Source organism: Pseudoalteromonas sp. THAF3 (genome assembly GCF_009363775.1).
Classification (GTDB): Bacteria; Pseudomonadota; Gammaproteobacteria; order Enterobacterales; family Alteromonadaceae; genus Pseudoalteromonas; species Pseudoalteromonas ruthenica.
In genome coordinates this window covers 1670552-1685414 of record NZ_CP045418.1, presented here as the reverse complement: position 1 = coordinate 1685414, position 14863 = coordinate 1670552, and the positions used below count along the sequence as shown (strand labels likewise).

General features: G+C 45.6%; 10 protein-coding genes. 5 read left to right on the top strand and 5 right to left on the bottom strand.

Annotated features, from left to right (window positions below; genetic code table 11):
• The first annotated feature begins 5 nt into the window (after window positions 1-5).
• The 4 genes from odhB (at window position 6) to FIU82_RS07740 (ending at window position 5536) form a co-directional block, all read left to right on the top strand.
• Window positions 6-1532, top strand: coding sequence for a 2-oxoglutarate dehydrogenase complex dihydrolipoyllysine-residue succinyltransferase (gene odhB / locus FIU82_RS07755; protein WP_045978834.1), 1527 nt, complete (start codon window positions 6-8; stop codon window positions 1530-1532).
• A gap of 180 nt (window positions 1533-1712) precedes the next feature.
• Entirely contained in the window at window positions 1713-2879 is a 1167-nt protein-coding gene (sucC, locus tag FIU82_RS07750) for an ADP-forming succinate--CoA ligase subunit beta (RefSeq protein WP_022946096.1), read from the top strand.
• The gene (sucD, locus tag FIU82_RS07745) at window positions 2879-3751 is read left to right on the top strand and encodes a succinate--CoA ligase subunit alpha (protein ID WP_045978833.1); all 873 of its coding nucleotides are present in this window, start codon (window positions 2879-2881) and stop codon (window positions 3749-3751) included. Before sucC ends, sucD begins: the two co-directional genes overlap by 1 nt.
• A gap of 360 nt (window positions 3752-4111) precedes the next feature.
• A complete protein-coding gene (locus FIU82_RS07740; RefSeq protein ID WP_152441477.1) occupies window positions 4112-5536 on the top strand; it encodes a DEAD/DEAH box helicase in 1425 nt (474 codons plus the stop codon).
• A gap of 153 nt (window positions 5537-5689) precedes the next feature.
• Here the strand turns inward: FIU82_RS07740 and FIU82_RS07735 are convergent, their stop codons facing one another.
• From FIU82_RS07735 to FIU82_RS07715, 5 genes are all read right to left on the bottom strand, one after another.
• Entirely contained in the window at window positions 5690-7444 is a 1755-nt protein-coding gene (locus FIU82_RS07735) for a DUF4209 domain-containing protein (RefSeq protein WP_152440773.1), read from the bottom strand.
• A gap of 121 nt (window positions 7445-7565) precedes the next feature.
• On the bottom strand, window positions 7566-7976 hold the full coding sequence (locus tag FIU82_RS07730) for a hypothetical protein (RefSeq protein WP_152440772.1): 411 nt from the start codon (window positions 7974-7976) through the stop codon (window positions 7566-7568).
• A 323-nt stretch (window positions 7977-8299) separates the two neighbouring features.
• Window positions 8300-9868, bottom strand: coding sequence for an ATP-binding cassette domain-containing protein (locus tag FIU82_RS07725; protein WP_152440771.1), 1569 nt, complete (start codon window positions 9866-9868; stop codon window positions 8300-8302).
• 622 nt (window positions 9869-10490) lie between these two features.
• Window positions 10491-12062: a PepSY domain-containing protein gene (locus tag FIU82_RS07720; protein ID WP_152440770.1), complete on the bottom strand. Its 1572-nt coding sequence runs from the start codon at window positions 12060-12062 to the stop codon at window positions 10491-10493.
• Window positions 12059-12349 carry a hypothetical protein gene (locus tag FIU82_RS07715; protein WP_152440769.1) on the bottom strand — a complete coding sequence of 97 codons (291 nt, stop codon included), beginning with the start codon at window positions 12347-12349 and terminating at the stop codon, window positions 12059-12061. Before FIU82_RS07715 ends, FIU82_RS07720 begins: the two co-directional genes overlap by 4 nt.
• A gap of 403 nt (window positions 12350-12752) precedes the next feature.
• Here FIU82_RS07715 and FIU82_RS07710 point away from each other — a divergent pair, with 403 nt between their 5' ends.
• Window positions 12753-14807, top strand: coding sequence for a TonB-dependent receptor (locus FIU82_RS07710; RefSeq protein ID WP_152440768.1), 2055 nt, complete (start codon window positions 12753-12755; stop codon window positions 14805-14807).
• The last annotated feature ends 56 nt before the right edge of the window (window positions 14808-14863 follow it).

Genomic DNA, 14863 nt, shown 5'->3' with positions numbered 1-14863 from the left:
AAGAGATGACCACAGAAATCAAGGTTCCTGTTCTTCCTGAGTCAGTTGCAGACGCCACCGTTGCAACTTGGCATGTCAGTGTTGGCGACAAAGTAAGTCGTGACCAGAACCTCGTAGACATCGAAACCGATAAAGTCGTACTTGAAGTAGCGGCGCCGGCAGACGGTGTGATCAGCGAGATTAAAGAGCAAGAAGGCGCAACGGTACTTGCTGAGCAAGTACTAGCCATTGTTGGCGATGCCGACGATGCGCCTGCTGCTGATGAGAACAGCAGCGACGATAACGCTAAAAGTGAAGAAAAAGCTGATTCAGCACCAGCAAAAGACAGCGGTGCTTCAGAAGGTAAAGAAGTGGATATTAAAGTACCTGTACTTCCTGAATCTGTTGCCGATGCCACCATCGCAACATGGCATGTACAACCAGGTGAAGCGGTAAGCCGCGACCAGAACTTGGTTGATATCGAAACTGACAAAGTTGTACTTGAAGTGGTAGCCCCGGATGACGGTGTCATGGGCGAGCACGTTCACGGTGAAGGCGATACGGTCACAGCCGAGCAAGTTATCGGTAAAGTGAAAGTAGGCGCTAAAGCCGCTGGCGGTAGCAAAGAAGAGTCTGCTCCGGCTGCCGAGCAAAGTGGTGATGACAGCGCCAGTGATGCATTGACTCCTTCAGTACGCCGCCTCATTGCTGAAAAAGGCCTAGATGCGTCAAAAATCAAAGGTTCAGGCAAAAACGGTCGTGTTACTAAAGAAGACGTAGACAAGTTCCTTAAGCAAGCGCCGGCTAAGCAAGAAAGCAAAGCCGATGATGCTCAGTCAGCGCCTGTGGGTAACCGCACGCAAAAACGCGTACCGATGACACGTTTGCGTAAGACCATCGCTAACCGCCTACTTGAAGCGAAAAACTCAACGGCGATGTTGACCACCTTTAACGAAGTGAACATGAAGCCAATCATGGACCTTCGTAAGCAATACAAAGACGCCTTTGAAGAGCGCCACGGTATCCGTTTAGGCTTCATGTCGTTCTATGTTAAAGCGGTAGTAGAAGCGCTTAAACGCTTCCCAGATGTGAACGCATCAATCGATGGCGACGACATCGTTTATCACAACTACTTCGATATCAGCATTGCGGTATCAACACCGCGTGGCTTGGTAACGCCAGTACTACGCGATTGTGACAAGCTGTCGGTTGCAGAAATCGAAGCCGGTATTCGCGAACTAGCACTTAAAGGCCGTGATGGTAAGCTAACGGTTGAAGACATGACCGGTGGTAACTTTACTATCACCAACGGTGGTGTATTTGGCTCACTATTATCAACGCCAATCATCAACTTGCCACAGTCTTCAATCTTGGGTATGCACAAAATCCAAGAGCGTCCTATGGCGGTGAATGGCAAAGTTGAGATTCTACCTATGATGTATTTGGCCCTGTCTTATGACCACCGCCAAATCGATGGTAAAGAGTCTGTTGGCTTCTTAGTGACCATTAAAGAGATGTTAGAAGATCCAACACGTCTTCTACTTGATGTATAAACATCGAGAATGAATAAAAATTAAGCTGTGGCCCGCGCCGCAGCTTTTTTTTGCCGCCTTTAGTCCCACTAGGGTTTTCAAGCATAGCCATGGGATCTATACTAGGTGCGCAATTTGGGATGGTTGGGTAAATTGCATATTTATTCAGCTCTTTTAGTACAAAAAATTGGATAAAGCATCATGAATTTGCATGAGTATCAGGCAAAACAACTTTTTGCCGAATATGGTTTACCAGTTTCTGAAGGTTACGCATGTGACACACCTCAAGAAGCTGCTGAAGCTGCTGATAAAATCGGCGGTGATAAATGGGTTGTTAAATGTCAGGTTCACGCCGGTGGCCGTGGTAAAGCGGGCGGTGTAAAACTTGCTGACAGCAAACAAGAAATCAAAGAGTTTGCACAGAACTGGCTAGGTAAAAACCTAGTAACTTTCCAAACTGACGAAAATGGTCAGCCTGTTGCAAAGATCCTTGTTGAAAGCTGCACTGACATTGCAAACGAACTCTACCTTGGTGCTGTTGTCGACCGCGCTTCACGTAAAGTTGTTTTCATGGCGTCTACCGAAGGCGGTGTTGAAATCGAAACTGTTGCTGAAGAAACGCCAGAGCTTATCCACAAAGCTGAGATCGACCCACTTGTAGGTCCTCAGGCTTACCAAGGCCGTGAGCTTGCTTTCAAACTTGGCTTGAACCCAACTCAACTTAAGCAGTTCGTTAAGATCTTCATGGGTCTTGGCAACATGTTTATCGATCACGATTTCGCGCTACTTGAAATCAACCCACTGGTTATCACTGACGAAGGCAACCTACACTGCCTAGACGGTAAAATCGGTGTTGATGGCAACGCACTATATCGTCAGCCTAAAATCCGCGCGATGCACGATCCTTCGCAAGAAGACGAGCGTGAAGCACACGCAGCACAGTGGGAACTAAACTACGTAGCGCTAGACGGTACTGTAGGCTGCATGGTAAATGGTGCGGGTCTTGCGATGGGTACTATGGACATCGTTAACCTACACGGCGGCAAGCCAGCTAACTTCCTAGATGTGGGCGGCGGTGCAACTAAAGAGCGCGTTGCTGAAGCATTTAAGATCATCCTTTCTGATGACAATGTTAAAGCAGTACTTGTTAACATCTTCGGCGGTATCGTACGTTGTGACATGATCGCAGAAGGTATTATCGGTGCGGTTAAAGAAGTTGGCGTAAACGTACCTGTAGTTGTACGTCTTGAAGGTACTAACGCTGAACTAGGCCGTGACGTTCTTGCTAACTCAGGTCTAGACATCATTGCTGCAGAATCTCTAACAGACGCAGCTGAAAAAGTTGTTGCTGCTGCGGAGGGCAAATAATGTCTGTACTAATTAATAAAGACACTAAGGTAATCTGCCAAGGTTTCACTGGTGGTCAGGGTACGTTCCACTCTGAGCAAGCAATCGAATACGGTACGCAGATGGTTGGTGGTGTATCACCAGGTAAAGGCGGTCAAACGCACCTAGGTCTGCCGGTATTTAACACTGTACGTGACGCTGTTGAAGAAACAGGCGCAACGGCTTCTGTTATCTACGTACCAGCGCCTTTCTGTAAAGATGCAATCCTTGAAGCGATCGATGCGGGCATTGAGCTAATCGTTTGTATCACCGAAGGTATCCCAACGCTAGACATGGTTGACGTTAAAGTTAAGCTTGATGAAACTGGCGTGCGTATGATTGGTCCTAACTGCCCAGGTGTAATCACTCCGGGTGAGTCTAAGATTGGTATCATGCCTGGTCACATCCACAAGCCTGGTAAAGTAGGCATCGTATCACGTTCTGGTACTTTGACTTACGAAGCCGTTAAGCAAACAACTGACGCTGGCTTTGGTCAATCTTCATGTGTTGGTATCGGTGGTGACCCAATTCCTGGTACTAACTTCATCGACGTACTAGAGATGTTCGAAAAAGATCCGCAAACTGAAGCTATCGTAATGATCGGTGAGATCGGCGGTACAGCTGAAGAAGAAGCGGCTGCGTACATCAAAGACAACGTCACTAAGCCTGTTGTTTCATACATTGCCGGTGTAACTGCACCTCCAGGCAAACGTATGGGTCACGCTGGTGCGATTATCGCAGGCGGTAAAGGTACTGCTGACGAGAAATTTGCAGCCTTAGAAGCAGCGGGCGTACAAACTGTACGTTCACTTGCTGAAATTGGCAACGCACTAAAAGAGAAAACCGGTTGGTAAGCTCTGCTAGTGAGTGACATAAAAACCCGCCTTGAGCGGGTTTTTTTATGGCTGCACAGATGCTCAGTTAAAAGTGAGTAGGGGAAATGCCAACGGGAGCGAGCACCGGTTCTGCGCTTTCTTTTTTTGCCATGCACTGTATTAACCTAGAGTGTGTTATGATGGCAGCGTGATCAGTAAAGAGAACACCTTGAGGCGCCATTGCGCCGACGCTCTTTACGCCTGTGTAGCAAGCAGCTACGCCTTTTTAATTTTTTGGTGATGCAATCGGGTTTAAGCTTGTTTCGCCATGTATACCGAGTTGATATGACCGAACAGCAAGTACCATCAGCAAACAACACCATCAAAACCGAAGACACCATCCAATTCAGTGACTTAAAACTACAACCTAAACTACTTCAAGCGATTGAACGCCAAGGCTACCAGCATCCTTCACCAATACAGGCGCAAGGCATTCCTGCGGTGTTATCCGGCCACGATGTGATGGCCGCAGCGCAAACTGGCACCGGCAAAACAGCGGGTTTTACCTTACCGATGCTAGAAATATTAAGTAAAGGGCAGCGTGCTCGCGGTAATAACGTGCGAGCTTTAGTGCTTGCTCCTACCCGTGAGCTGGCCGCTCAGGTGGGTGCCAGTGTCGCCACGTATGGTAAAGAGTTAGCGCTGAGTTATTGCGTGGCCTTTGGTGGCGTTAAAATTAACCCGCAAATGATGCAACTGCGTCGCGGGGCCGATATTCTCGTGGCCACGCCCGGACGGTTAATGGATTTGTATCAGCAAAATGCCATTAAATTTGAGCAACTAGAAATGCTGGTGCTTGATGAAGCCGACCGCATGTTAGATATGGGCTTTATTCACGATATTCGCCGCATTATTAAGTTATTGCCGCCGAAACGACAAAACCTCCTGTACTCGGCGACCTTCTCTGATGAGATCCGTGATTTGGCGAAAACCATAGTCCACCAGCCGCTAGAGATTTCTGTGGTGCCTGCCAATACCACGGCAAAAACCATAGAGCAGTGGGTTTACCCAGTGGATAAATCGCGCAAAACAGCGCTGCTAAGTCATTTAATTAAAGAAAATGATTGGCAGCAGGTGTTGGTGTTTAGCCGCACCAAGCATGGCGCGAATCGTATTGCCACTAATTTGGAAAAGCGTGGTATTCACTCTGCCGCGATTCATGGCAACAAGAGCCAAGGCGCCAGAACCAAAGCGTTGGCCGGATTTAAAGACGGCAGTATTAAAGTTCTGGTGGCCACCGATATCGCCGCGCGCGGCATTGATATTGACCAGCTTCCTTGTGTGATCAACTTTGACTTGCCCAATGTTGCCGAAGACTATGTTCACCGTATCGGACGAACCGGCCGGGCAGGGGCCTCAGGATTGGCTATCTCATTTGTCACAGCCGATGAAGCAAAAGACTTAAACGGCATTGAAAACCTTATTCAAGAGTTATTGCCACGGCAAACCATAGCGGGCTTTGAGCCCACGAATGAGGTGGCACCAAGCACATTGCGGGCGCCGAAAAAGCCTAAAAAACCCAAAAAGCCGAAAGCAGCCAAAGCTGAGCAGCCAGGCAACACCGCTAAGCAAGCAGTGAAAAAGAAGCCTTCGCACGCGAAAAAAGCGGCGAGTGCGCCGCAGCAAGGTAAGCCGCAGCAGGGTAAAGAGCAGGGCAGTGCTAATAAACCCAAAGGGCGCGATGGCGACTCAGCCCAAGCGAAAAGCCCGGCAAGAAGAAATAACCGCTGGAGAACTCGACGCGCCAAAACCGGCATCAGCTAGGCTCTAACACTTATCAAAAAAAAGCGAGCCCCAGAGTGGCTCGCTTTTTTGAGTGTATTTCCAAGGCTAGTGTGAACTTTCGGCACGCAGTGGCTAGCTGATGCGGTCGCTACCGCCGCGCTCTGCGGTAAATTTGACGGCTGCAAGGCATTGTTAGATTTCCGGACTTTCAGGTTCAGAACGCTGTTTCGCGTAAGGAGTTAATACTAATCGGAAACACAGCCACCATAAATAGATTGATGGCGCTGAATAATAAGTGCCAGTTGAACCAAGCCCATGTGACACCACATTTCGTAGATTCGCATATGTTCGCTCTTGCAATAAGCCTTTGAGATCCATAATTAGGTCATATCCAAAAAGCTCCAATGCGACCTCATGGTCAAGAATTGCGGATATTCGCAATTCTTCTTGGACACCATGTGTATTGAGCGTTGACACCCTTACACCTGATTGTTTGAGAATATTTCTAAGAGAGTTTTCTAGCAGCGGGATTATGATCGGAAGTGCAACTTCATACTTTCCGTCCAAACCAGCTAGCAGCCCTTGCGCCCACATACGTTCTTGGCCCGGCGCTACAAATGGGTTGTTCGTGGTAAGGGCTTCGAACTCAGTTAACGTAAATGGATGCTCAACTCGAATGATGTCAGATGCTGGCAAGATACAGCCAGCAACAGAAATTTGATGATTCAACGCTGCCGAGCGGTAAAGGTTGTGACTTGAAACTTCGCCTGTGTCGAAGCTGCCTGGAGACTTTGCAATTACCTTGCCCTCGTGGTCCAGATGCGTAGCGCCGAACAAATGCGAAAGTGGGTGCTTCTTTGCAAGCTCCTCAGCCTGTTGCTTTAGTTTCTCGTAGTTAGGCACTGAAGTGATACTAAATGCAAAAACGAAAAGAGCCTCCCGAAAAGGCTTGCCCTCTATGGTTTCCACAGTCTGAGATACGCAATCCGATATATCGAGTGGCTTCTCAAACTTACCCATTTCGTCTAGACTCTGCTTTTGGAACTCCAGTAACTCTGTATAGAGCTCGTCGCGTCGCCCCTTAGAATTTGGAACTGCTTTATATGCTTCAATGGCCTGTTGCATCCAATGGGCAGCGGACATTCCACCACCCAAGCCTTTTGCGTTACTCACATAGGTTTCAGCAAGGGCCGTTTGTGCTGCGTTTGCTGCCTCTTCATTTTTAGCCTTCCGGGCAGCACTTACAGCGAGTTTCCAGTAATTTTCAGCTCTATGGTGATCCCCAACTGATTCTGCGATGTTTGCCGCTGTTTGCGAGGCTTCTAGTAGTTCCTCAGCCTCAGCGGCACCAAAGTCTAGAAGTAGTTGAATAGACCGAGCAGTTATGAACTTTTTGTCCGCTGTGATGTGATTTTGAACCCAAGACAGAAACAATTCTGCTACTGAATCAAACAGCTCAGAATTCTTCTTTCTAAACAATGCCGATAGTCTCAGCGCACGTTCGGCGTACTCGGCACTATGTGTCCAATGTTCTAGATCGAAATATTTGCGGGCACAGTTTATATACTCATTAATTGCTTGTTCCGCATTATCTGGTGAGCGTAGACGCAACCATAAAACATCTAGAACTCTTGCCTTGAGCGCGCTTGATTCAAGGTAGGGATGAGTCTCTTGAAGTAGCGAGAGCTGGTCTTCAGTTAAATCCTCAGGAATAGGTGAGCGGCCCTCAGGAGTTTGCATGAGGGGGCCGAATGGGGAGGCGCTATCTTCACGTTTAGAGTGATATGAAGCGACGGAGGCCAGAACTTTGAGGCAACCTCGAGTCTCCAAGCCAATGGTGGCGTCTTCCGCTTTCTGCCGTAACGTACTCTGATAGTAGACACAGTCGAAATCATCGCATGTTGCGATGATTTCGTTGGCAATGGTGGCTGCTTCTATGTGACTCATAAAACTCTCCAAGGAAATCTAACGCCCGCATAAGGGGCTGATAATTGTTTGCTAAAATGTGAAACGAAGCGGAACCGAGCAAACTATTAGCAATCCCGTGCTTAATGCGCTTGTTATAAGCCTATTCGACAAACTTATAGTTTGCTCTTTTTTCACAAAGTGCGTCCCAAACCTCTTGAGATATTAATTTACTAGCCCAACCATAATATCCCCATGTTTTGGCTAAATCTTCTTGCCAGCAAGCGTCGCATGTTAAAGAGTGATGATGAACACTATTACTTACAATATCTTTGTAAACTTCATGCAATGTACTCGGGTTATTGCAGTAACATTTATATTTTTCGTCTCTTGTCCTTATTTCCAAAGGACCTACAATTCGTTGATAAATTTTAGGGTGTAACTTCTTTAGCCTTTGATTTACCGCATCTAAAACATCAGTGCGCTTTTTATCTATTGCATTGGTTCTTAAATTCAATAGCTCTTTCTCTGTATCATATCGTCCCTGATGGATTCGAGAGATTATTCCGCTCACCTAAACCTCCGAGGCTTATAACAACTTAATATCGAGCGATTGGGTCGTTTTTCTAACGCAATCATTCTCGTTTTTGTCCTAAGACCATTGATAGCAAATTAAACAAGTACTTACCAGCATTGAAGTTAGGCGGTATTGCTCTAAACGTGGATACGACAAAAACGACCCAATGGGTCGTTTTCCTGACTATGGGGGAAACTCAAAGAGTGTGGATGTATAAACAGTTATTTTCGCGTGGGTGAAAGAGGGCATGCCGCCCATGGCCGATAGCTCGTTTTGTACCATGGACGATATAGTTCGCTGCCAGATGGCAGTTATGTTAGTTAAATATCGATTCGCATCTGAACCCCTGATTCACGAACAAAGTCTTCATCATGGCTAACGAGAATAAAGCCTCCAGGGTATTGATTGAGCGCTTGGGCTAGCATAAGTTTTGACTCAAGGTCGAGATGGTTATCAGGTTCATCGAGCAGTAAAAAAGGTTTAGCTTGCTGGTGACTAACAATAAGCATGGCTAACTTCATCTTCTCACCGCCACTAAGCATGTGACCAAGACGAAATACATTGTCACGACTAAAGCCAACGCCTGCTAGCAATGTTCTGGCATCACTCTCCTTAAGGCCACGGCAAAGCGTTACAAGGTTATCGAGTAGCGATAAATCCCCTCGAATAACCCCAAAATGTTGATCAAGGTAATATAACGGGGTATTGAGTTGCAGCTCGCCTTGCTGGAGAGAAACGTCACCTAATAGCGTTTTCAGGAGCGTTGATTTACCACTGCCGTTTTTGCCTGTCAGATAAATCTTATCATGAGCGTATGCTTGAAATGAGATAGGCTCGGTGCGACCAAACGGCAATACGCCTTGACGCATCGAGATGACTTTACGTGAGCGAATAGGGGTATGCGCTAAATAGAGTTTTTGGCCTTTCAGTGACTCTTTGTGCGCCTTGAGTGAGTGCTCTGTATTGTGCAAATGCGCTCGACGAAGCTGCTCATTTTTAGTTCGATTAGATGCCTGTGCCGTTGCTTTGTCTTTCTTAGCATCAAGCAACACTTTGGACTGACTGCCATTCTTTCGTAACTGCGTACCTTGAGCCGCTCTTTGCTCTGCCTTTTCACGGTTTTTCTGCGTTTGTACTTGTAAGTGCTTTTTTTGTTTATCAATGCTTGCCAGTTTTCGTTCAAGCGCTTGTAACTCGGCCTTTTTTTGTTCGGCGTACAGAGTGTAGTTGCCGCCAAATACCTGTAACCCAAGCTCTGAAAGCTGCCAAATTTCGTCCATTTCATGCAGTAACTTTCGCTCATGACTGACAAGTAAAATAGCGCCTTTGAAGGCGCGCATAGACTGAATTAACCAGTGTTTAGCCTGCACATCAAGGTGATTGGATGGCTCATCAAGTATGAGTAATTCAACATTGCTTGCAAACAACTGCCAAAGCTTTAAACGGGCTAATTGCCCACCACTGAGTTGAGTGCATGGAAAATCTAGATCTGTTGGTAAGCCTTGCTCTTTTAATTGCTGAGTGAGTTTTAAGGGCAAGTCCCATTGTTCCTTTATTATATCAAACCAATGCTGTGAACAATCACCCGACTCAACCCGCTTTATCGCTTCAAGCACCTGATCTTTACCCAAGAACTGAGCAATCGTCAGCTCGCAAGATAATAACGGGGGTGGCTGCTGATGATACACAGCCACTGATTGAGGCAAAGCAACAGCCCCACTTGATGGTTGTTGTTCACCACTTAAAATTGACGCGAGTATTGATTTCCCAACGCCGTTACGCCCGACTAAGCCAACACGCTTGTTAGACAGTGAACATGACAGTTGCTGAAAGAGAAAATCGCCGTTATCCAATTGATAACTTATGTTGTAAGCCTGTAGTAATGGCATAAAGTGCCTCCTGTATGAGAGGGGCAACAGTCGCAGCTAGCTATCTTTTAGAGGTGATTAATACCACTATACGCTTCTGCCAATCGGCAAAATACATAATGCACTTGTACAGACATATCGGAATGTGAGCTACGCCTACTAACCCTGTAAATCCAAAAAGAAAATAAGAAATGGATGACAGGTTTAGTTGTTCATGTTGGCGCAATCTCCTTAGAAGTGATAAACCAAGGTTACAGTATCCTTTCCGGCTGGGTCAAGATGCCTCCTACTGGCAAAACTATTATGCGCACCAACTCTGGTTGGGGAAGTGCGCACTACCCGAATGCTCAAAAGACTCACCGTTTAAGCATTTCACGCGAGTGTACTACCGCGAATAGTTAATTATCTTCGCGTTTTTGGTAAATGCCACTTTAGTTGGTTTCAATTTACTCCACAGGTTTATTTTGAACTTCGTTGACGTGCTACAAGCGAACGTTGAGAACAAGCACATTGCACCATGCAAGACCTGACACAATCACTTGTTATTACTTCTGTTTTATAGGGCAAGAAATGCTTTCATTAAACGCGTGGAGAAGGCAAAAGTATGGGTATCAAATTGCTCTAATACCCATACAAGGAGTGCTTAAGTTTGGCTGACTTGTTCAAAGGCTGGCATGATGCTTTGTGTGGCCTGCTTTTGCTGCTGATGTTTCGACATTTTAAAGAAAATAACAGCAAACATAGCGGCAACGATATCAACCATATAGCTTGAGTAAAAGAGCGCATTCCCGTTATTTAGTGCAAGTTTCACTAGCGTTGATAACACCATTAATGCACACAAACTCGCGAGTAAATAAAGGCCAACCGTCGTTGCCTTTTGTACAGGTTTTAAGAAGCTATATATCACAAAAGCAAAAAACGCGGTGTAGTAACTGTATAGGGTGGCGTAGTTTGCGTTAGCAACAAATGTAGCTAGCCATTTAGCTGCAACTAACGTGAAGGCAACGGCTATCATCGACCCTAAACAAACACCAATAGTGAGTTTTGCCATAAACAACGTACTGCGTTTGTTGGGATCTTTTTTGAAGCGCTTATCTATCCATAATAAATTGCCTGAATAGAACAAAAATGCCCCAAGTAAGCCCATTATAAAGTAACCCCAGCGCCCCCATTCTCCACCATAGGTGCCAAAGTGGAGTGAAAATATACTGGCCACCATGTTACCCCACACTGCATCTTCGCCTTGTGGGTAGCTTGAGTTAACGACCTCTAAGGTATACGGGTTCATAAACAAATAGTCAGTATCTGGGCCGCGCACAACCGCATTGTTGTTACTCATCATAAACACCGCAGAGGGCGAAGCTGAATTTAAATTACTGTAGCGAATGTGGATAGGCTCATAGCCAGGCGCATAGCTTTTAGCTGCAAGCACTTGTTCGTCGATACTAGGTAAGTTGTCAATGTGAAAACTTTGCGCAGCGGGAGTAGGGCGCTGAAACAGCGGTTTATCATCATAAAATTGCGCTAAGCCACCATAAATAAAGTCATGAAATGCAAACACCACCACAGTGAAGGCTATGACTAAATGAAACGGTAAACTGGCAATCCCCACAAGGTTATGGCTGTCGAGCCAAAACCGGCTTGGCCCTTTTTCTTTACGCAGTGCAAAAAAGGTTTTAACGAGTGTCGGCAGTAAAATAATGACCCCAGAGACCAAAGCTAAAAAATACAACACACTGGCAATACCTAGAATATAAACCCCTGATTGGTCATGGCCAATTTCACCAATAAAGCCTGCTGTGCGATGTAAGTAATCAATTAAATCGCCAAGTTCGTTTTCAGTTTGCGCGCTAACGTTTAATGTGCCATCAGCATTGAGGTGGGCGTAGTTGAGCTGTTTATCAAGCTCCATGCCACGGGCACTGCCTTTGATATACCAAAAAAGAGGCGCGTCTTGGGTATGTAAGTCTAGGTTAAAGCCTTTAGCAAGTTGTTCACCACGCACACTTAATACCGTATCTACCAGTTTTTGGTAGTCATAATCAGAACTGGTTACTTTAGGCGCGGTAACCGGTGCAGCCCACCGTTGTATTTCGTGTTTAAACATGGTCAGGCTGCCAGCATAAAAACCAATAAACAGCACTAAGCCAGCAATAATGCCCGTCCATGTATGTACACCTTGATAGGTGCGTAAAATATCCGATCTTACTTTCATAGTGCGTTCCTTAGCATGAAAAATAGGCCATAAAGCAGCACAGTTAAGCTGCCAAGGACAAGCCAAGCTTGCTTTGCAGAGTTGAACAAATAGCTAAAACTAAAAATGGTTAGCCAAATAGGGGTGATCATCCACATGTTAAATTGCACTTTATCTCGAGCTTCAATGCCTCCAGGGCCATACCAAGCAAAAAAAGCAATGAATATAAATGACAGTGCCAACCCTAAAAAGGCACCGGCTAGCGTTTTACCTAACCACGTTGGTTGGCGCTTTGATGAGTTTGTCATGAATTACCCTTTGTTTGCAGCAGGCTAATAAAAGGGATCAGCATTAGCATAAGCATCACGCTAAAGATTATGTAGAACACAGCTGCTGTGGCTGATAGCTGCACAAAGGCAAGTGTTAGTGCACACGCTATTAATGCAAACGATAGTAATCGCCAATGTTTTTTTATCGGTTTTTTTAAAAATCGCTGTTGTTTTCTGGTGCAGTAAAAAGTGCTGACAGCGAAAACGATGAGTAAAGTAACGGTGAAAATGAGCATAAAATGAGAGTTGGAATTTATGTTATATCGCATTGTAAATGATAACTAAACTCAATTGCAATATCATTAAGCCTGTGTTAATTTCCTAGCGCTTTTTATCAAGCTCGATTTGTTTAATTCTAATAATCTCTTACGGGGAAAGGACATTGGCTACTGCATTAAAACTCAACACAATAACCAAGGTTATTTTTGCATCGTTACTTGTTGCTCAAGGCTCGGCTTGGGCTGACGACGAGCAAAGCAGTCGAGAATCAATGGACACTATTGTTGTTACCGGTGAAAAAACGGAAAAGTCTCTTAAAGAAACCATGTCGTCGGTGGCGGTTGTTGATAAGGCGCGACTAGAAAACGGCCAGCTTGCGTCTATATCCGAAGCGCTCTCAGAAATGGCAAACGTGGTGGTGTTAACGGGTTCGGTGCCTGATATGCGAGGGGTGTCTGGTAATGGTGGGGCAACCGGTTTTAACTCATTTAGCGGAGGTTCAAAAGCCCGTGTTTCAACGTTAATTGATGGTGTAAGCCAACCCTTTGTTGCTGACTTGACGGGTGATACCGGCCTTTGGGATGTAGAGCAAATTGAGGTTTACCGGGGGCCGCAATCAACTAGCAATGGTCGCAATAGCATCGCAGGTGCGGTGTACATGACAACGAAAGCGCCAACTCAGGATTTTGAAGGGGCAGTGCGCGTAGGTTATCGCAATCAAGATAGCTACCTTGATACTGCCGCAGTGGTATCGGGAGCATTAGTAGAGGATGTATTAGCATTTCGCTTATCAACTCAGTATGTCGATGGCGAAACTTTTTCGAACCCGTCGGTATACGAAACAAACCCAACTGATCGTGAATTAAACAAGTTAAATACCAGCAGTACGCGCGCTAAATTACTTTACACGCCAAGCAAAGACCTTGCCGTGCAGCTGACTTACTCAACTTACAGTGAAGAGGGGAACTCCGGTCGTAAATACTTTGTTGCGGACGAACCATTTGATTATAAGCCCCTATATCAACGTATTGTGGATACAGACTCTGATACTACGCAAGTAAATGTCGATTACAGTATTAATGATGATTTTTCGTTAGACGTATTAGTTGCTTACATGGATTATCAATGGAGTTTTGAGGCATACGAGCCAGTTGAAAGCGCCGAATCTGACGTATCAATGGACGAGAGCAATATCACCGTCGATACCAAGCTCAACTTTGGGCTAAACAACCACTTTTACTCGGGGTTTATCGGCCTTGCTTACTTTGATCGCGACCAAGAATTTGAAAGTGTGGGGGCAACAAACTACTACGGTGACGATAGCAGTAAATCGACCGCAGTTTATGGCGAAACAAGCTTTAACTTAAGCCAAGAATTAACACTAACAGCGGGCCTTCGTATTGAGCGTGAAGAACAATTACGTAATTTCAATATGGCGTTTCGTGGCGATCAGCTCGTTGAACAGCTTGATAATTCACACACAGTGCGTTTACCAAAGTTAGCGATTCAATATGATGTTAGCGACGAAACGACCTTATTTGCCAGTGCTCGCCGTGGCTATAACGCAGGGGGCGGTGCACTCGATTTTTCCGCTGAAGATTACTACTACTACGACGAAGAAACGGTTAATACCTATGAAATAGGTTCGCGCAGCGTAATAGATAATGGCGACATCAATATTAGCGCTAATGTGTTTTACAACAATTTTAACGGATATCAAGCATTAAGTTCAGCGCGCAGAATCACGAATGTAGAAGATGCTCATAGCTACGGTTTAGAGGTCGATGCTTACAGTATGCTTGGAGAGCAGTGGCAGTTACATGGTGGTTTTGGTTTATTAAAAACTAACATTGATGAATCATCAGCCTTTCCAGATGCCGTTGGCAGTGATTTAAACTCTGCACCCGAACTAACGGCGAGTTTAGGTCTTTCACACTGGTTTACCGATAGCCTAAAAGTAAATTTAAGCGCCAACTATGTGGGTGAGTATTATGGTGACTTAACAAACACCGAAGAGCGCATTGCAGGTGATTACACTATTACTCGTTTATCGATGACCTACGACACCGAGCAATGGTTGATCAGTGCCTTCATCAATAACGCCCTAGATGAAGAGGCATATACTTCAAAAGAGCCAGCAAGTGGCCGTTACCCACAAGGTTATGCGGCCGTTGTGAACCCGCAAACAGTGGGTGCATCAGTTACTTACCGATTCTAATCTAACAAGATAGCTAGTCGCTGATGAACCAGCGACTAGCTTAATTTAAACCGTTT